The 19,165-nt window shown below is 38.5% G+C and carries 15 protein-coding genes; 10 read left to right on the plus strand and 5 right to left on the minus strand.

Features of this window, described 5'->3' with window-relative positions:
* Positions 1-28 precede the first annotated feature (28 nt).
* The 3 genes from J3B89_RS07660 (at position 29) to J3B89_RS07670 (ending at position 3,552) form a co-directional block, all read left to right on the plus strand.
* Complete coding sequence (locus J3B89_RS07660; protein WP_215396922.1) at positions 29-1,783, plus strand: caspase family protein; 1,755 nt, start codon at positions 29-31, stop codon at positions 1,781-1,783.
* An 84-nt stretch (positions 1,784-1,867) separates the two neighbouring features.
* Positions 1,868-2,368, plus strand: a complete 501-nt coding sequence (locus tag J3B89_RS07665; protein WP_215396923.1) for a hypothetical protein — start codon at positions 1,868-1,870, stop codon at positions 2,366-2,368.
* A 215-nt stretch (positions 2,369-2,583) separates the two neighbouring features.
* Entirely contained in the window at positions 2,584-3,552 is a 969-nt protein-coding gene (locus J3B89_RS07670; protein WP_215396924.1) for a YiiX/YebB-like N1pC/P60 family cysteine hydrolase, read from the plus strand.
* A 241-nt stretch (positions 3,553-3,793) separates the two neighbouring features.
* Here J3B89_RS07670 and J3B89_RS07675 read toward each other — a convergent pair whose 3' ends face one another.
* Entirely contained in the window at positions 3,794-4,564 is a 771-nt protein-coding gene (locus J3B89_RS07675; protein ID WP_215396925.1) for a DNA/RNA non-specific endonuclease, read from the minus strand.
* Positions 4,565-4,863: 299 nt separating this feature from the next.
* Here J3B89_RS07675 and J3B89_RS07680 point away from each other — a divergent pair, with 299 nt between their 5' ends.
* Positions 4,864-5,391, plus strand: coding sequence for an H-NS family histone-like protein (locus J3B89_RS07680; protein ID WP_215396926.1), 528 nt, complete (start codon positions 4,864-4,866; stop codon positions 5,389-5,391).
* A 292-nt stretch (positions 5,392-5,683) separates the two neighbouring features.
* Here the strand turns inward: J3B89_RS07680 and J3B89_RS07685 are convergent, their stop codons facing one another.
* From J3B89_RS07685 to J3B89_RS07700, 4 genes are all read right to left on the minus strand, one after another.
* Positions 5,684-6,841: a hypothetical protein gene (locus J3B89_RS07685; RefSeq protein ID WP_215396927.1), complete on the minus strand. Its 1,158-nt coding sequence runs from the start codon at positions 6,839-6,841 to the stop codon at positions 5,684-5,686.
* Positions 6,842-6,855: 14 nt separating this feature from the next.
* Positions 6,856-8,532, minus strand: coding sequence for a Druantia anti-phage system protein DruA (locus J3B89_RS07690; protein WP_215396928.1), 1,677 nt, complete (start codon positions 8,530-8,532; stop codon positions 6,856-6,858).
* Positions 8,533-8,673: 141 nt separating this feature from the next.
* Complete coding sequence (locus J3B89_RS07695) at positions 8,674-8,880, minus strand: hypothetical protein (protein ID WP_215396929.1); 207 nt, start codon at positions 8,878-8,880, stop codon at positions 8,674-8,676.
* A gap of 411 nt (positions 8,881-9,291) precedes the next feature.
* A complete protein-coding gene (locus J3B89_RS07700; RefSeq protein WP_215396930.1) occupies positions 9,292-11,490 on the minus strand; it encodes a hypothetical protein in 2,199 nt (732 codons plus the stop codon).
* 537 nt (positions 11,491-12,027) lie between these two features.
* On the opposite strand from J3B89_RS07700, the gene J3B89_RS07705 reads away from it, so the two are divergent.
* The 6 genes from J3B89_RS07705 (at position 12,028) to J3B89_RS07730 (ending at position 19,075) form a co-directional block, all read left to right on the plus strand.
* Positions 12,028-12,642, plus strand: coding sequence for a hypothetical protein (locus J3B89_RS07705; RefSeq protein WP_215396931.1), 615 nt, complete (start codon positions 12,028-12,030; stop codon positions 12,640-12,642).
* Positions 12,643-12,821: 179 nt separating this feature from the next.
* A complete protein-coding gene (locus tag J3B89_RS07710) occupies positions 12,822-13,262 on the plus strand; it encodes a hypothetical protein (RefSeq protein WP_215396932.1) in 441 nt (146 codons plus the stop codon).
* Positions 13,263-13,632: 370 nt separating this feature from the next.
* Positions 13,633-14,313 carry a hypothetical protein gene (locus J3B89_RS07715; RefSeq protein WP_215396933.1) on the plus strand — a complete coding sequence of 227 codons (681 nt, stop codon included), beginning with the start codon at positions 13,633-13,635 and terminating at the stop codon, positions 14,311-14,313.
* Positions 14,314-14,523: 210 nt separating this feature from the next.
* A complete protein-coding gene (locus tag J3B89_RS07720) occupies positions 14,524-16,992 on the plus strand; it encodes a UvrD-helicase domain-containing protein (protein ID WP_215396934.1) in 2,469 nt (822 codons plus the stop codon).
* 277 nt (positions 16,993-17,269) lie between these two features.
* Positions 17,270-17,566, plus strand: a complete 297-nt coding sequence (locus J3B89_RS07725) for a hypothetical protein (RefSeq protein ID WP_215396935.1) — start codon at positions 17,270-17,272, stop codon at positions 17,564-17,566.
* Between the two features lie 249 nt (positions 17,567-17,815).
* The gene (locus tag J3B89_RS07730; RefSeq protein WP_215396936.1) at positions 17,816-19,075 is read left to right on the plus strand and encodes a Shedu anti-phage system protein SduA domain-containing protein; all 1,260 of its coding nucleotides are present in this window, start codon (positions 17,816-17,818) and stop codon (positions 19,073-19,075) included.
* The last annotated feature ends 90 nt before the right edge of the window (positions 19,076-19,165 follow it).

Raw genomic sequence — 19,165 nt, forward strand, 5'->3', positions numbered from 1 at the left:
TTCTTGGCCGGACGCTGGGAGAGTATGGATGCGAGATTTGAAGTATTTGTTAAAGCAGAGCTATGAAAATAGCAGGGCTCTGATCATAGGTATAAATAAATACCTGAAGAGCCCGCCGCTTGGCTATGCAGTAAATGACGCAAAAGAGATGAAAGATATTCTTATTGATGAGTTAGGCTTTGAAGCTGAGAATGTTATTTATCTTACTGATAGTGAAGCAACTAAATCTAACATTCTAAAATCATTTCTTTCCTTTACGTCTGAAAGTGTAAAGGTCGACGACAGGTTACTTATTTTTTTTGCCGGGCACGGGCACACAAAGACAGGATCTCGGGGAGAAGTTGGCTATTTAGTTCCTTACGATGCTGACATGAGTGATTACTCAACATTCATACGATGGGACGAGCTGACAAGGAATGCAGAATTAATACGTGCGAAGCATATATTATTTATTATGGATGCATGTTATGGCGGTTTGGCCGTAAATAGGGATATACAAGCTGGAAGCTCTCGGTTCCTAAAAGACATGTACCAGAGATTTTCTCGCCAAGTAATAACTGCTGGAAAAGCAAATGAAGTGGTATCAGACTCTGGCGGCCCAATACCGGATCATTCAGTTTTTACTGGTCACCTTATAGAGGGTATTCGGGGCAAAGCGGCAAATGAACATGGCGTAATTACAGCAAGCGGCCTTATGGCCTATGTGTATACAAAGGTAGCCAACGATCTCAGCTCTGATCAAACTCCGCATTATGGGCAATTCGATGGAGATGGTGACTTTATTATTGCCGCTCCAAATATTGGAAAGCTCTCAGATGATGAGAAGAAAGACATTGATGAACTTATATCAATTCCTTATGTTGAGGTCATTAGGAGTGAATTAACACTGGATGATAAAGTCGAATACATTAAAGAGCTATTATCTTCACCAAAGTCACACATTAAGATCCATGACTTTTCTATAGAAGAAGTACGACTGTTTCTTGCGGGGACTAGCGAAGATAATTTTTCCGTGAGCGGCAGCTATAGCGATGAGGAGCTTCTAAATAGAATTTCCTCTTATGAAAAATACACTAAAGATCTCGGAGCAATATTTGCTGTAATAGCTTATTGGGCTACTGAATCAGAACTTGATGTTCTAAGAAAAACTATATCCAGAGCCAGCGATAGGCTGATTGGATCTCAAGGGGGATTAAATATTTGGTTAAATTTGAGGTGGTATCCTTTACTATTGCTGTTGTATCAAGCCGGTATCGCGGCAGTAGAAAGTAAAAACTACCAAACGCTGTCGACAATTCTCTACACAAAATTAGGTGATTCAGACTACGGTAACGATGAACTATTCTTTGCTCAAAAACTATCTAGTGGAATTGGTGAGTTAACCAGGAATGAAATATTTAAGCGAATTCCAGGGCACGAGCGACAATATACACCCTTAAGTGAATATTTGTTTAAGCAGATTCAGCCCGTAATAGATAACTTGTTTTTTTTAGGAAAGGGTTATGAGACAAGTTTTGATGAGTTTGAAGTTTTGTACGCTTTAGTGATAGCTGATCTTAGACTGCAAGCTGGGCATAATTGCTGGGGGCCAATCGGTAGGTTCGGATGGAAATTCTCGAACAGAGGTGACTACTCTCCGTTTGTTAGGTTAACCAAAGAGGCAGCCTCTTTGAAAGACAATTGGCTACCAATCAAGGCTGGTATGTTTGGAGGTTCATATGAGCGGTTTGAAAAAGCAGGAAGCGAGTTAAGGCAAACCCTCGGACGACTTAATTGGTGGTAGCACTTATAATGGACGTGTTCAACCAGCATGTTCAAAAGATCACCCTACCTGTGCTGTTATGCGTTATATGGAAGGATTTTAATCTTGTACCAAGTTAGATACTGGAATCTTCTGAAAGAACTGAAAGCCCAGGTTGCATATCTACATGGGTATGCTGCGAGTGACGAGCTGTTCGATAAATCAGTAAACATTTTTTTAGCTGTTACTTCGTCTGCTAGCATTGCAGGATGGGCTTTATGGAATGAATATCAGCTGGTTTGGGCTTGTATAATCGCTGCATCGCAAGTAGTAACAGCGGTTAAACCCTTTCTTCCTTTTAGAAAAAGGTTAAAAGCTGTCTCAGATTTAAATGCACAAATGCAGGCGATTTTTCTGGAAGCGGAGACTGGGTGGTATAAGGTTGCTGAAGGCTGCCTTACTGAAGAGGAGATTCACGAAGAAACAGTGAGGCTCAAAGGAAGAGTTTTGAGTGCAGAAAGAAGTTCTTTGAATGGCCTAGTTCTTCCAAGAAAACGAAAATTAAAAGAAATTGCAGAAATTGCAGCAGACGAATATTTTACGGTCAATTACTTAGGAGTAGCATGATGAGCAACAAGCCATCTCAAGATAAAAGGCGTGGGGAAATTACACCTAATACTGGTCGAAATTTGCCTAACATGACAGTGAAGACTCCTATGCCGCCAGTCAAACCACCAAAGTCTTCAGGTTCAGGAAACGGCAACAATCAAAATAGCTAACAAAAAAAGGCAGCTGACGCGTGCCGCGAAGCTGCTTTTGCCGTTATCCTTCTAGGGAGTATTGTGTACCTATTAGATAGATCAAAATTGATTCCTGGAGACATCATTCTCACTCGTTCGAATGAAAAGAACAGCTCTCTTATTTGTAGAATCACTAACTCAGAATACTCACATGCGATTTTGTATGTTAGCGAATCGAGCTATATTCATTCTGATCTCTATGGGGTTCATTCTGGTAATACACAACGTTTACTAATAGATGAGCCTCAATACGTAAAAGTTGTGCGAGTGGACGATCCTGTTGCAATAGAAAAAGCATTAACTTATGCACGGCTACAAGTTGGAGCCTCATATTCTAAGGTTAGTGCTGCCAATGCGTTCGCTAAAGTTTTTACAAAACTGGATGCGAAAAGGCAGTTTTGTTCCCGCTTAGTGGCAAAAGCCTTTGAGTCGGGAGGTGTAAGACTTGTTACAAACAGTGATGCATGTTTGCCGCAAGAAATCGCTGATTCTAAATTTGTACATGAAGTGAAAGATTGTGTGTATCAAGCTGAACAAAAAGAAATCAAGTTTGCCAACAGTTATGACCCGATAAAGAAGCAAGCTGAAATTACAAACAGTATACTCAAATCTGCTAGAAAGTTGTTAGGAAACGAAATTCAATCACTTTCAGATATTACTTCAGCTCTGATCGCCGACCCTAAATACGATAATGAGATCACAGAAATTTATGAGTACTCTGGCTACTTAACCATGTGGAAATATGAGCAAGAACGAAATCCATGGCGATATAGCATTGACTTATTTAAGGCTTTGCCATTGTCTGAAAGTGAACAATATGCACTAGCTACGAAAGAGCTGGAAACTGCTAATAGGCTACTTGATTTTTACAAAAGTAACTTTGAACAATTTTTTTATATCAAAGAGTTATATGGTTTGAAGTATGCTAGCCAACAATTTTTCTTATACAAGAAGTTAGTTGAAAATGCTCTTGATCATAAGTTTACAGCCGAAGAAATTCTCGGAAAATAACCCTAACAAACTGGTTAAGAGAGATGCGCAACGCGTGGCACTTTTACTTAGCGTTGCTCACGCTTTGGCATTAACTTCCGCTTTTCGCTCATAACTGTCTGTCGGGTTAGATTGGAACCTATAGGCTAAACTGTCAGATCAGATATGAGCCACTACAACTTAATGAATATCTTAAGTTCAGTGTAAGTGCTTCATCTAACGATGGCCCAAGGCTAAAATCCCTAGGGCCATGTTCAATTTTTCAGCAACCCAGCTTAGCTTTCAGACCACCAACCTGCCCCTCCACCGCGGGCTCTTTGTATGAAGGTAAACTCGGCATTATATTAAGGCCGGTTCGGGACTCTACCTGATTAATGGTGACTTCACGCGGACAGTAGCTGGCAGAACGACTTAGGTTCTGCTCCATAATATATGCGGAAGCCTCAACCCAGCCTGCGTTATCCGTAATAACCACTTTAAAATAACCTGACGGAATAGTATGGCTCTCATCTGCGCCAGGCAGTGTGCCAAAATACCACTCGTACAGTGGACCTGTAACCACATACACGTCCTGGCCCGTGCGGGCCAGGTTTCTTACTGCAGTCTCTAAGTTAACCCATGCGCCTTGGTTTAGGTTGGCAGATTGTGGTGTGATGTTAGACAGGTAATTTGTCATCGCCCAGTAAGCGGTATTACTGAATGCGGCAAGCGGCACTTGATGGCCGCGGTCAGTACCCAGCACGGCATTGGCGTCAGTGTAATCTGCCGGCTCAAGGGTGTAGGCAGAGTTAATGTCAGGGTCAGCTTTCCAAGTACGGGTGCGGGTTGGGCCATCAATCGTATTCTGAGTCACTTTGTAAGCGACCCAGTTAGCGAATTTTGTGCTGTTATTGTTGTGTAAGGTGTAGATAGGACGTTCAATTGTTTGTCCAGATTTACCAGTCGGGCAGCCATAAGCACAGTTCGCAGCGGATACCATACCGGTAAAGACGAAAGACAGTACTACTAACGTAAAGGTAATTGTGGTTTTCATTGTGATGCCTTCTTTTGATTAACTACACGGCATCGTGCATTCCATTTATTACCGTGTTATGACCAATTTCCGACCAAACTTTAATGAATACCACTAAGGTGTTAACAAACACACGACCATAACAGCAAGCTCTAGAAAGTTGATATGCGGCTAAGTGAATAAATTCCATGCAAGTAGTTTAAGATTATTAATACACGCTGAATAAATAAATTAATAATAGGCATCCTAGATATTTTAAATCTTTATTTTAATTGAGAAATTGATTACGCTCTATGGTTGATTTATTGAAGGAAACAACCATGTCAATTTTATTAGATAAGCGTGAATTAAAAAAAGCAGCAAAGGAACTGACGCTGGTTAAACTAACGGAAGTAATCGAAACGCTAAACAGTATCATAGCTGAACGGCAGAACGAAGTTGAGGTGATTAACCAGTTAGAGCAACTGGCAAAATCCCAGGGATTTACCTTAGAACAGCTAGGCTACAAATTAAATAATGATGCTGTGGCAGAACTGCAACAAGATTCTGAAAAAGTTGATAAACGCCCAACTAAGCCAAAGTTTAAGACTATAAACAAAGACAGCCAGTACTTCTATGTCGAGAACGGCGAGCTACACTTACTGCGCACTCACACAATGAAGAAAGGTTTGCAGGATCGTGGTGTTGATGTAGTGCCAATATCCAAGGTCGATAAAAAATACGCTAAACAAGTTGATACATTGATCGCAGATGCCTCTGAACAAGCTTTAGATAACTACAACTCTAAGGTAGATGCCTGGAATGAATGGGCAGCAGCTAATGGCGAAGAAATCCTGACTAAGAAATAACACCTGATATTCGAAGCCCAGCCAGACTGGGCTTTGCTCTTACCCCTCTCTGCTGCAACATGACTAAGCATGTTACTTATCTATCTGACGAGCTTTAAGCTAGCACGCGCTCGTCTGCATAATCTGCAATAGTTACGACAATGTAAATTTTAACTAAAGTAGTGACAACATGTTGAAAGTTAACTAAGTTAGATACATATGCAGCACTTTGTCTCTAAATAAGAGCAAAATTTGCTCTTTAATGCATATTAAAGTGCCATTATGGTGGTTTACATAAGTTAAAATTAATTTTCTATTTAATGCTAAATTCCTTTCTGAGTATAACCCCGCTCACAACGAACATTAAAGTGCCTATTATTAGAGCAATGAAAACCCAAAATGCAGTATTACAGTCAAACTCTTCTACGTGTTCAGCCGTTTTTTTCATGATTGGATACTTAGATGACACTAAAATTATTGGTACAGATAATATCCCAAAGAATATGCCTGCAATTTTTTTTGGCCAATGTATCTTTGTCAAAATATCAAATCGTAAATGCGCTCCGGTGGCATAAACCGAAGTATTTTTAGAATCATCTTTTGTTTCAATTTCTAACGAACCAAATTCATTATATATATGATTTTTTGTTAGTGCTTTAACTTGAAACGATGTCTGCGAGTAAGGCCTTAGCTTAATGCGCTTCTTGTTGGGAATAATATTTTCAGAGCTCTCAATCAATAGCTCTCTATTTTGAACTTGACTGTCGTGTGAGCTTATGTAGTGAATGTCTAAAAATATTTTAGCTTCATCATATGTTTCTAAAAAGCTAACAGTTGAGCTATTTCTGTCTTGATTAGATAAGAATTTTACTTTTTTTGTCTTCAAAAAATCGTAATAAAAGTCAATCCTCCAAAATGAATCTCCGCAAAATTGGAGCTTTTTTAGCTCTTCAACAATTAGTGACCAATTATCTTCGTCTCTAGTTGCTTCATTTAAAAGTTTTTCAATTAATGAGTTTTCTTCTATATATGTATGCCAAAATTTAAGTGGTTTTCTGTCACCAATTATTGTCCTAAATTTTTTTTCATAAAACCTATAAGACTGCAAATCTGGGTAACCAAGTATTTCAATATCATATATTAGTTTCGACTTGGTTGGATCTTCATTGTTTTCAATTTGTTTGGCAGATTTCACTTTTCCAAGTCGAAAGGGTACGATAACTGCTATGTCTTCTTTAATGCGAGACTTGGCTTTGTCGAATTGAGACTGTTCACCGTAACAGAGTAATACCTCTATATGGTCAATTTTTTTGTTTCTAAGTTTATCAAATAGTTTCAAACTTTCGGGATCGAAGTACTTCCGCGAGTAGTCATACCGTAATACGGTTCCTGCAGGACTAGCGAGAACGTTATGTAGATCTGCATAATACTCAGGTTCTAGGCATGTGTCCCAAACTATAACAAAGCTCATCTTACTCTCCTTGTTCACTGCAATCTTTTTAATTCCGAATTTTTCCACCACTCGAAAAGGTCGTTCCAGGGTATGGACGCAGGAGTTTCATTGTCATCGATATTACCTTGAACCAATTTGCTTATGTAATCATTTCTCAAAAGTCCAATGTAAATTCCCCTATTCACGGTAGGAAATATGCTTGTTGAAATCCCGCAGAAACTAAACGCTCGATTTAAAGCTGCCTTTGCAGAGTTCATTTTTTTAAAGGAAGTGCTTCCATTGCAGAGCGCCTTAGCGATATCCATACTCTCTTCCGACACCATTAATACAGGGCTATCCTTAGTAATAGCTTCTCTCTGAAAAATCCAGTGTTTAGAGTTTCTCCTGCTACCGTTGTTAAATGAGGGGTTGAACCAATGCGAATGTGCATCAGATTGATTTCTATCATTCTCAATAAGAATTGGGTGAAGGCTGCCAAATATTGGATTTTTTTGTTTCACACTTCTAAGTAACGAGTTCAACGAAGTCCGGTCAAATAAATGAGCGTGTTCTCCGAAACCTGCAGATGATATTGCTGCTAATAGAGGTGCACGCCTTGTTTTTTTGTAATGATTGACGATTACATCTGAGAAAACGGATAAAGCGAAGAGCTTGGTGAGCCTGATATCTCCAAGTAAGTTATAAGGAGGAGATGCGGCAATACAATTCAGTTGGACGATAGATTTCAAAGCTTTATCTTTTTTGTCTTTTGCCGATTTTTCACTGGAATTGGACAATGGCCACCCGAATAAGTTATCCCTTACTCCGCTAGAGTAAGCAGTAGAACCAACGCCCAGGATGCCAACAACATGCTTTCCATCACTGTCCTCATGGTAAATAATTGCGTCGCATGTTTTTCCAATACTCCTATGACTCGGGATATTTTGATGCTGTCTAACGTAGAAATGAATGTCTTTTTCAAACTCTGTTGATACTGGCTCAATTACAAGATTGAGATTTTCTAAAGGCATTGGTTGATTAGATAGAAGTTTTTTATTATGCAATTCTTTTTCTATTTCAATTAATTTTTCTGCATTAAACTCTCTATTTTTAGCTTGAAGTTGTCTAAAGCCGTTATTTAATTTCCTCTTCTGTTCTGCGCTTTCTTTATCACCATCAATGTCTTTATAGCTTAGAAGTCCGTCCTTACCTGCATTTAATATCTCAAGTTCAATACCGAAGAAACTCAGATCTTCAATCAAAGACTCAAGAAATTTCTTTCTGTCGCTCAAGGATGGTGGAATTAAAGTTCTATACGATGATTCTTTGACAAAATCTTCTGCAGAAAATAAATGCTCTGATTTAACCCATATTATCGTACCCGGCTTATTGCAGTATTTAACCGGTTTCTTTAACAATCGAGGATTTTTAAGTATCCAAGAATAAGTATTTTTATAAGGCAGTTTTTTGGTATCCTCTTCATCCCTGTGAAATTTAAAACCGGCTGCCAGCTCTTGAAGAGTAAGAGGCCCGCTACACCTTACTATGTCTATCACACCATAGATTAGACTTTCGCCTTTTATGCCGCTTTTAGTAATTCCTACTGTTCCGAAGCAGCTTTCAGGGACTTTATTACCTCTTACTTCCCAAGTTTTATGGCCGCTTAAAATCAAACTTGCCCAAGGGTCCCGTACTTTTAATAGTCTATAAACAGCAATTTTTTCATCCATAAGGTAAGTCCTTGAAGAGCTGGGCATTTACACACTACTTATATTAGAACGCAGATAATTAATCAAATTTTATCAGACAGTGTAAAAAGTAGAGGATAATTCGCATATCTGACAAGTGTATATGGGTCATGAATTTATCGTTTAATGGAGTGCAGAGATAAGGCGGCTATGTGTAAAGCTTTTGAAGGATGAATTATTAATCCCTCTACATTCATTCAACTGACAAAGGATTTGAGCCAGAGCATCTGAGTTTTCTAGTGCTTTAAGCATGCCAGTTATCACCGTAGTTTCAAGTTTCTTAATCTCGTTTGGGCCGATTTTACCTGCTCTTGATTTGATTAATTTCATTCGCAGCTTCACCATAATTGGGAAGCTGCAAAACTGAGGTGCATAGACGTCAGTCAGAACTTTTGCATAGTGCAAAAAATCTGTGACTGTATGGTTGTAAGTTATGTCGTCTTATTAATTGTTTAAGGATGACTAAATATCGTCTATCACTGGGTGAAGAGGAAATGACGATAGTGAGTGCAGTAAAATCTGCCGTCAATTTGCCATGCTTTTTACCTCTGGTGAACTCCCATCCCTGTTTGATTAGGGTCTTGATAAATTTATCGACGTCTTTGTCGGCACAATAGGTTGCCATTCGTATACTCCTTAACTAAGCCTACTGAGAGCAGGCTGTGAAGTTTTTACTTGGCGGACAGTTATGTCAGAGTAGGAGCATCAAGATCCAGTACACCAAATGTTTTGAAGTTTTAATTATGGATTACGTAAGAGCTTGCGGCGCGTTTGCACAGCAGCTTCATGGTCAATAGGTAATTTTAATTCCTGACGCTGACAAAGCAGTAACCACCACTCAGCGGCAATGATTCCGCGTTTTATGTCTTCTAAAGTTTGTGTTGGTGATGATTGGCGTCGAACCGTTTTATAAGCTTCCTTAGCAATAGCACGTACATCTGGATCCGGGTCTGATTGCTTAACGAAGTTAACTGTTTTGTGGACTTGCCCATTCAAGTCATATCCAATTTCACTCAGGACTTTCAAATACCCTTGTCGCCAGGCCGAGGACTGCTCGACGGTTTGAGTTGAATCATACTGACCATCATTGGCTTTCTCACCTTTGCGCAGGCGCAACCGACTCAGGCAAAATTCTGCTATTTGTTTTGAGAATTCTATATAAAAAGTCTCTAACGCTGTGACTAAATGTTGCTCAGGACTTGTGCGTCGTTCAAAATTAAAAAGATCTCTGCATAGCTCCTTAAGGGGTTTATACCACAAGCTGTCAGGCTGACCATTACGATAATTAAGGCCCTCATCGGAAAGCGAAACTTGTGACGACCTCATAAGCATAAGGCGGTGCCGTAACGACTTTTGCTGATTCACCTCGTCCATCCACCCCAATAATGTTGTTAACTGTGCTTGATAGACCTTCGTTTGTTTCTCGGTAGCAATTTCCTTGCTCAGTTCACCACGTAAAAAGCCAATACTGTTGTCTATATATGGCAGTAATTCTGCAGCACTGCGACTATCTCGAGCTGCAATAGTCCAGGTAGGTAATAAGTATTTGGGGAAATTGCTTATTGAAACCAAGTTAAAGAATAGGTTGTTCCACCACTGCTTGTGCTCGCGCCAAAACGCGACTACCTCATCCGTATCGACATTTCTCGGGAAATCCGGGAATGGAGCCACGAGCGATAGCACATTCAGTTGCTGCTCGATCCTCAATGCTTGCAGCGATTTTAAGAAGAGTGATTGCCAAGGTTTGTATGTAGCCCCAAAACACCACTTACACTGTTTTTCTAGCCGGCGAGTTGCCTTGTAACTACTGTTTTCTAGAGCGTCATTAATATCTCTATCAATGGTGTACTGCATCCAAACCTCATGATTTAATGGTGAGAGTTTGGTCATTAATTCATTCAGGTATATCTGCTGGTTTACTAAATGCCGTTCGTTGCATTCGCTTTGTGGCAGATGAGCAAGTTCTCTCCAATCTGAGGAGTGTGAACTGTAGTGAGCTTCCAGTCCTTCAGCCCACTGATTCTGAATATCATCTGAGGCATTGCTTAAATCGACATTGGTGTAGCACAGTAGCTCAAAAACTTTTCTTTGTTCTTTTAACCATGAATGAAACTGAGCTTCGCGTTCATCACCCTTGAAGTCCACCGCTATCGATTGCAGGCCATAAAGCATTATTGTAACTTGGTCAAAAAGTGGATTATGAACAGTATGGATAAGTCCCAACTTAGCGTCATACTCAACCCATGCTTTCAAAAATTCCATCCCTTTTAAAAAGCGATAAGTTTGTTGGGTTGGTGGTCCCTCACGAAAACGCGTATTAAGTATCGCCGACAGATCATTCGCGTCAAGACGCAACTCAGTTGGCTGGATTCTGTGCGTATGTTCACTTCGGCAAACTATCGCGCAGAAAAAACGCCAAAGCGTATCTGCTCTCTTTTCAGGACTTAACGATTCAAGAGTTGGAGTATTGAAAAAATTCTCTGTGAAATAGTCATTCCCATAGACAATTGAGACAAAGAGCATATTGCCAAGCCCTAAGTCTTTTCCCAGTCCGGATTCATACAAACTAAAGGGAGAGTTGCTGCAAAATGCTCGTACAGCGTCAATTGCAAATTCGAATATTGGGTGACGTTCGCTTATAGAGTTATCTTGTAAAAAACAGGCGACAGCAAGGTCAAATTTAAAACTCATTGCATCAGATTTTAAGAATGCTACAAGCTTTTCGAGATCGCTTTCAAAAGGTTTAGTTGCTGCTAAGGCTTTTTCTATAGAGGTGACTTCACCCAAAGATTCTCGCCAGTTCGTAGCGAAATTTTTCGTTAGTAAAGCGCTGAAAGTGTCACTGACGGTTGATTCATCAAGGGCTTGCTTGAAGCGTTCTTCAGGAGTTGATTTTTCATCAAGAGATAAGCCGGCTAATGCCGCATCTATTTTGCACATTTTTTGCTCCAAAATTTCTAGGCTCAGATTTATATGTTAGGTATACCGGAATATTCCGTTCTGGCAGCAAATCACCCTGTGCAATTGCGAGGGCCGGAAAAATTTGAGTATCAGACTCAGTAGCCGACTGCTAGACGACCAAATAGTATGGAAAGATTTTTATGCGGTCAATCAATTGTTTGAAAAATAGCTTGGCTGTAAAGGTTTAGGTAGCGCCAAAACCAGTTTTGGTATGTCGAAAAACGCCTAACTTCGTTAGTAGAGCTTAGTAGCCACTATAGTTGCATTAATGTAAATTTTAACTAAAGTAGTGACAGTCTAATGAAAATTAACTAAGTTAGATACAAGCAGGGCAGCATGTTGCTAAATCAGTGATAATTCTGAACGTTAACATCTATTAAAGAGCAAATATGCTGATAGCAGCACTTAGAGCTGCAAGTTCAAATTTTTTTTGATTACTATTCATGTTGTCGTAGATGCATAAAAAGCGAAAGTATTAAACTCAGGAGTTAGTTAGCGCAATGCGCTATATGTATTATGAGCAAATTAAATAGCTTAGATGACGAACTACTCAATTCAGATCTTCCACTTCACGGTAAAATGCTTGACTACTTATCTTGGGCTTATTCGGACTTATGCGACGATGTGAACAAGGGCATATTCGCAGAATGGTTGGTAGCAAAAATTTTGGGGCTCAATAGTACTAGACGCTACCTATGGGCCGACAGCGATCTAAAAAGTGAGGATGGGGTTAGAATTGAAGTTAAAGCCAGTGCATATTGGCAGTCTTGGAAGGCATTGAATCCTGATGGTACTACTAAAGATCTTTCCAAGGTCGTATTTCAACCGGATAATAAAATCCGGTTTTCGGGTTTGATTGCTAAAAACACAATTGACAACCACAGCCAGGAATTTGGGGCACTCAAGTCAGACTACTACTGTTTCTGTTTCCATACGGAAAAAAATTATGATGCTTGGAACGCAATGGATCTATCGAAATGGGAGTTCTATCTCGTTGTTGCTGGAGATATCAAAACCAAAAGCGTTAGTCTGAAGTGGCTAAGAGAAAACGGATATGGGCCTTTTTCACCAGCTGAGTTGCGTAATTATTGGACGTCCTGCAATCTCAACAAGGTTAACGAGTGCCTATGAGATTGGGGAAGTCCAGTAGATAGTGAAAATCACAAATAGAATTCCGCACTGATCTATATTTAATTGTAGGATTGATACATAAAGTTTGCAGATTCATAAAAAATATTCTATACCTTTCATAAATGTTGTCTGGTCATGAGATATTACGTTGGTATAGAGCCTTAGTGTGGACTAGAATTATGAATGCAGATGCAAAAGATGAACTCAAACTAACTCAGGAAATTATTACAACACAAGAACTGCTGTGCTTTAAAATATTCAGCTGGGCTATGGGCTTAATTACAGCTTTAACTATAGGAGCTGCGCACAAGAGAGTGGACATAGACATATGGCTATATCTATTCGCTGGTCTATTCATTACTTTTACTTTTTTTAATGTTGCAAAAAGCCATTGGGTCGCTTTTCAAAAGGCTGTGTCACATTCAGAGAAGATAGAGGCGAGTTTGATAAGTAATAGCTATGGCTCATATGGGATAAACAAAACATTAAGAGATGATAGCGTTGATGTTAAATTGACATTTAGGTTTTACGGGCCATATCTTGTTCTTGTTGCAATCGTTATTGGTTATTTCATCTCTGAATCTCCTATATTAATAACATTTGCTAAAGCATGCTTCTGAATGTTGATCGCATAACTGGTAATGCCCCCTAAAGATAACTGACGCCAAAAATAGAACTCTTCTATATTACGCGATGCCTGCAATGTTTAGATTTCTGCCACACGACTAATTAGCTGCTTAACAATGGGTATCAACACAGCAATTGATTACATTGCATAATTGTGATTTTTAACTAAAGTAGTGACAAGCTGCTCGCAGTTATCTAAGTTAGATACAGAACTTGCAGAATTTCTCTGATACAGAGCAAAATCTGCACTTTAATGTATATTAAAGTGCAGAATAGATAAGTGTCTAGACAACTCTGGTCGATTCAGTTAGGGCGCTAAAGGCGCATACGCGATGTTAGAATGTTAGGCATCAAAGGGAACTTATGTCTGGAATTATTATTAAATCTGAAGAGTATTTGGAACGCTTTGATAAAATTCAAAAAACTGAGTCATTCAAAGCTACGAAGTTACTCGTAGCCAAAGGTAAAAGAGTTAGAAATATTTTTAAAAAGCATACTCTGCCAACGGGTGAACAGTGTGATTTTATAAAAGAATTTATCTTGGAAATAGAAGAGTGGAAATATGGCATGGAAGCTGATAATTGTAATCCATATTATCAGCGACATGTGGCAAAAAATTGTGCCGCTTCTATCGTAATTGCTCTTACTAAGGTTCACATATCTATTGCTAGGAATGAACCTGATGTAGTAGTGCTTAGCCACCTTAATTATTTAAAGGGAATGGGAAGTGTCAAGGAAGGAGCTAATACTTCTTCTGCCAGACAAAAGATGGCTTCTTCAGTACTACGTCTAATATATCCGGAAAAGTATGGAGTGGTAGATTGGCGTGTTGCTGCGGTTGTTAATGCTGAAAAAGGATCCAGAAAAAAATTAAGAGAAAAGTATGACGTAATCAACGCAGAGCTGTCATCAGAAATGTTTGAACTATATAGGCAAGAGTCTGAGGCAGTATATCGAGAAACAGGGAAGAATATTTTGCCGGGTGACATAGAGTCAGTTTTATTTTACTTGTCTCTCGAACTGTATCCACCGAAAAATGCATAACAAGCCACATTAGTAAACAGCACACCATTGGTTGCATGAAAGGTTGCCAGTAAACTAGAAGCAATTCAAAAGGCTAAAACGTGTTTAATGTATTGGTGGCAATTCATGCTTTTGCAAAGCATAGTAACCAACATATCCGAAATAAGCGGTAAAAGCGGTAGCGTCGCTATAATATGCTCCACTGTACTAAGTATCAAAGGAATTTCAAAAATGAATTGGCTGTTTCATTTCAAAAAAATCATCAAAAAGTTAAACCTGACTAGTCGAGCGAAGAGAAAAAACACCGCTGACCAATTTAAAGTCCACTATCGTAAGCTGGGATACGCACTAGGGTACACCAAAGCAAAGGATGAGCTTACTTCTGTTATAGAACATGCATATGCGAAAGAGCCAGAATATAGTGAAATTCATCAAGATCATGTAGTTCCAGCTTCACTCATAAGTTTTCAAAGGGAAGACATTATCTCGTTTCACAGACAGGTCTTTGGCGACAAACCAAAAGACAGGCAGCCCAACGAGGACCAAATAAAGCTAATATTCTCTCAATCCAGAAATACACTGGCTATTGCTGGTGCAGGTTCAGGCAAAACAACATCGCTCATTAACCGCCTTCTCTTTTTACATCTGAAATGTAAAGTTCCGCTAGAACAATTAACCGTATTCTCATTTACACGCGCATCGGTAAGTGATTTCAGAGAAAAACTCATTGAAGTCTTCAGTGCTAATGGGATAGAAGTAACGAAAGATAAAAGTGAACAGATCATAAGAACCTTTCACTCGAAAGTATTGGAGATGTCGAAAAATTCTTTTATGAAGGGGAAGTTTAGAATTTTTGAGTTTCTCAAAGACAAAATTGACAAAGATCTCGAATCTAAAGATGACGAAGCCCAATACAAGGCTGCACTTAAAAAAGCTAATGAAGAACTTGTAGTTGTTTCAGAGTTAAATAACGCTCAGAGTGATTTACTTTTTGAGGCGCTTGAAAGATGCTATTGCGAGGACAGCACCTTTAGAAGAAAAATAAACAGTTTAATTCTAGAAAAACTTAAATTAAAGATGGGAGAAAATGACCCAAGCTTAGACCCAAATATAATAAAAAAAACAAACGCTTTTGAACAACAACTAGTCCCTTTCATGTCAGGTTTTTTTAATTTAAATGAAAATGCTAAACCTGGAAAACAGCTCGATTTAAGCAGATCCGATTTCAACAAGTTAATTCTAACAAGTGATGCTTACTATCCTGCCCACAATATTCATATTATTTATGCACCAAACAAAACATTACTTAAAAATAAAAATTTGGACAGACAGCTTGATGTTGATGGCTTTAAGCAAGGGATAGGCGCCTTAGCAAAACGCAAAGCATTTATTGGAGTGAATTACGCTAGCGATAGAGTTTTTGTTGTAACAGAGCAGCAGGATGTTTCAGCTCTCGAAAGTCTACTAAGCAACGCATCTACAAATCGAGAAGCAGATCAAGAATATATGGCTTGTCCGAGATTCAGCGCAAAGTTTGACGGTGACTATACTTTTAAACCTATCACTGACGTGTTCTTTGAAATTGCTACCTTCTCAGAAAGTGTTGGTGTGAAACCAGAACATCTTGCTCCTCATACTGGAAAAACCCAAATGAGCAAAACTGATAAGTTGTTGCTTGAGGCTGTGGGGCCATTTTGGAAAATGCTCGACAAAGTTCTTGCTGAGGAAAATATCATTCGTTTCAATAATATGTTTCAAACATTTTCCACACCTCATAACCGAGCGTTCAAAGCGTTGTCTCCCAAAGTAAAATACAGCCTTACTAACATCATCATCGATGAGTTTCAGGACATATCACCTGAAGTAGCTAAGTGGGTCCAAGCTACACTACGTACTCTTACTCAAGAAGGGATTAAGACCTCTTTGATGTGCGTAGGTGACGACTTCCAATCCATTTACGGATGGAGAGGTAGTTCGCCAGAATTCTTATCTGACTATGAAAACAGATTTCCATCTGAGAATATTTTTAAAGTTTTTATGAGTCAGAATTATAGAAGTTATCAATCTATCGTTGACACGGCGGAGAGTTGTCTTAAATATCAGAGAGACTTCGAGAAGGCTGGTAAGTGCCAACTCAATGACAACCGACCTAGACTTTCATTCCAACAATCACCAGCGTCAAAAAATAAAGGCATAAATACTACAATAATTCCTGCATCGGAACTTCTTGTAGATATTCAGAAAAAACTACTTGATGAAAATAAGCCCGGACGAGATACGGACCTCCTAGTGATGGCCAAGACAAATAATGTATTAGACAGCTTAAAAAAAATGTATGAAAAAAATCTAAAAGTCCAAACGAAAACAGAAAGCGGTGTTGAAATTAAAGTTCAGTTCCAGACATTTCACCGCAGTAAGGGACTTGAGGCAAGATACTGTTTATTGGTTGAGGATTGTGAGTACGACAATCAGCACCATGCAAAAAACTATCTTTACAAGCTCGCTGGCTTTAGTAAAACCTTTGATGAATCACAAAGTGAAGAAGCGATGCGTTTGGCTTACGTTGCAATTACCCGCGCAAAGGAAAAGGTATGGTGGATTACATCTGAGGGTGTAGATGGTAGCTTTGTGGTCGCCAAGAGCTATGCAGAAAAACACGGACATGCACTAAAAAAAGAAACACTATTACTTTTGGCTTAGCAAAAATACTATGCGACTTTGCTGTTATCAATATAACTATTGAGCTACACTTTAACATTGATTAAAGTGTAAATTAATAATTTTTAGGAACTATTCACTATTTAACTTCCAAAAATAAGTTGATATTGTATAATTGGTTTTATTCACGTTGTTTATTACGCAATACAATTCCGAAATCACATTAAGAATAGAACAGTATTACTTAGATATTAATTAAAACCAGATGGTTAAAATAGTGTTTTGCAAAACACTGGGAATCCCGGAGAACACATTGAATATGAATAACATCATCAAAAAGTCAATTAATCATGAATTAAAATATGACTTCCATTTTATTGATATAGAAAATCACGTACCTGAAGAAATTTGGAAAGATAGGAATGGTGAATTTATAAATATGGAAGATATGGGATTAGACCATCTGAATGCTTGCATTCATATTGTTAAGAAAGCGATAGGCAGATTAGCCGAATCTGCAAAAAGAAAAGAAGTAAAAGAAATGATAATACCACTTGCTGAAAAAAAACTGAGAGAGCTAAATTTTATTTTCAGTAAAAAAAAGATACAAGATTAACCTCAAGTCGAAATTATGATATTCGTAGGTATTAAATAATACAATACCATTTAATATCAAGATATAACTATAAAGCTTTTACCGCATTTACTTTAAAAACTTACATGCAACTTAATGACAACAAAGAAATTCAACCTTATTTTGTAAGAATGCGCTCTTATTGAGCCCTACAATATTAGATAGATTAATGAGTGTCGATCAAATTGCAAGATCCCACTTATCTAGTTTAATTAGAGCTGAGAAAGAAGTATGGAAAAGAAAATTGGAAAACATGCTTGCATCAGTATGGAAAATATTATTATTGATTATTTCGTTCACGCCATCAGAGATCTATGTGACAAAGACAGCACTTTCAAAAATAACATCCCAGGTTTTCTGCTCTCTCCTAAAATAATAACTTTTTACTGGTTTAACAACCATATTGCTATATCATTCGAGGGGGATGCTCACAAAAAAAATCCGATGGCAAAATCCAAGCCACAATTCATTCATCAAGCACTGTTCTCAGAGAATGAGAAAACATATGTATTTAGTGCTGTTTCAGGGCTAGATCTTAAAAAATCGAGCAGCAATAATGAAATTGAAGCAACAGTATCATTGGAAGTGATCTCTGGCAACATAAGTAGGCGAGGATTCTTATTTTCAGAATCTTCATTCACAGAACTAAAAAATCTTGGCTGGCGTATTGAAGAACTCAACACGACAGGACTTATTTTGAGATTTCAAGAGCATGCAATCCCTGTTGATAGAGCATATAATTTTCAAAATATATTTATATTTCACAACGCCACAGGTTCTGGCGTCTCATCATGTCATATAAAATGGCTGGAAGTAATTCCATACAGGTTAACATTCAATGATAATGGTGAAATTAATGGCATTTATTCCAGTCGCTCTTTAATTGACAATGCTGCACTAAATGCTGGTTTAAAAAAGTTTTTCATTCCTACTTCCTACGAGCAACTAAAGTTTAAAACAATAAACCGTTTCATTGAACTTTGGGGATATTCTTCTACAAAGGAAACGACGATTACTCGGTTCCTTGAAAAGGATAGCCACAAATTCATACTAACTATGAATTTTGGCGCCAAAGATATCCACACCGAATTAATCTGCTCAAAGTTTGATGGCTCAAACGAATCAATTCGCCCAGACTTCTTTATTGAAAAAACTAATGGATTTTGCGATATAGTTGAATTCAAACTTCCCCGAGTCACAAAGCCGATTATTGTAGGGAATAATAACAGAAGGCGGTTTGCCAGTTGGTTCAACACGCATCTGGCACAAGCTAAGGCATATCAGCGGTACTTTGCCACCCCGGCGCATCGGAAGGAGGTACACAAAAAGTACGGGATAATGGTCGATAGACCTACAGTTACCCTCGTAATAGGTAGAAGGCTTGATATAAATACTGATGAAGTAAGAGAAATGATGTCGGAGTTCCAAGGAATAAACATAATCAGCTATGATGAATTAGTGGATGGTGTAGTAGCTCAGCTTTATCTGTGATCAAGAGAGAAGTACGCTCTAGAATATTCCGAACTGATATTCTAAACAGTGTCGCCACTGAAAAGAAAGGTTTCAATGAGCTACTTAGAA

It is taken from the genome of Rheinheimera oceanensis (assembly GCF_018831085.1).
Lineage (GTDB): Bacteria > Pseudomonadota > Gammaproteobacteria > Enterobacterales > Alteromonadaceae > Alishewanella > Alishewanella oceanensis.

Excerpts from the sequence above, each read along its gene's own strand:
- J3B89_RS07660 (WP_215396922.1), top strand. The coding sequence starts at position 29 with ATGCGAGATTTGAAGTATTTGTTAAAGCAGAGCTATGAAAATAGCAGG.
- J3B89_RS07675 (WP_215396925.1), bottom strand. The coding sequence starts at position 4,564 with ATGAAAACCACAATTACCTTTACGTTAGTAGTACTGTCTTTCGTCTTT.
- J3B89_RS07680 (WP_215396926.1), top strand. The coding sequence starts at position 4,864 with ATGTCAATTTTATTAGATAAGCGTGAATTAAAAAAAGCAGCAAAGGAA.
- J3B89_RS07685 (WP_215396927.1), bottom strand. The coding sequence starts at position 6,841 with ATGAGCTTTGTTATAGTTTGGGACACATGCCTAGAACCTGAGTATTAT.
- J3B89_RS07690 (WP_215396928.1), bottom strand. The coding sequence starts at position 8,532 with ATGGATGAAAAAATTGCTGTTTATAGACTATTAAAAGTACGGGACCCT.
- J3B89_RS07695 (WP_215396929.1), bottom strand. The coding sequence starts at position 8,880 with ATGAAATTAATCAAATCAAGAGCAGGTAAAATCGGCCCAAACGAGATT.
- J3B89_RS07700 (WP_215396930.1), bottom strand. The coding sequence starts at position 11,490 with ATGTGCAAAATAGATGCGGCATTAGCCGGCTTATCTCTTGATGAAAAA.
- J3B89_RS07705 (WP_215396931.1), top strand. The coding sequence starts at position 12,028 with ATGAGCAAATTAAATAGCTTAGATGACGAACTACTCAATTCAGATCTT.
- J3B89_RS07710 (WP_215396932.1), top strand. The coding sequence starts at position 12,822 with ATGAATGCAGATGCAAAAGATGAACTCAAACTAACTCAGGAAATTATT.
- J3B89_RS07715 (WP_215396933.1), top strand. The coding sequence starts at position 13,633 with ATGTCTGGAATTATTATTAAATCTGAAGAGTATTTGGAACGCTTTGAT.
- J3B89_RS07720 (WP_215396934.1), top strand. The coding sequence starts at position 14,524 with ATGAATTGGCTGTTTCATTTCAAAAAAATCATCAAAAAGTTAAACCTG.
- J3B89_RS07725 (WP_215396935.1), top strand. The coding sequence starts at position 17,270 with ATGAATAACATCATCAAAAAGTCAATTAATCATGAATTAAAATATGAC.
- J3B89_RS07730 (WP_215396936.1), top strand. The coding sequence starts at position 17,816 with ATGGAAAAGAAAATTGGAAAACATGCTTGCATCAGTATGGAAAATATT.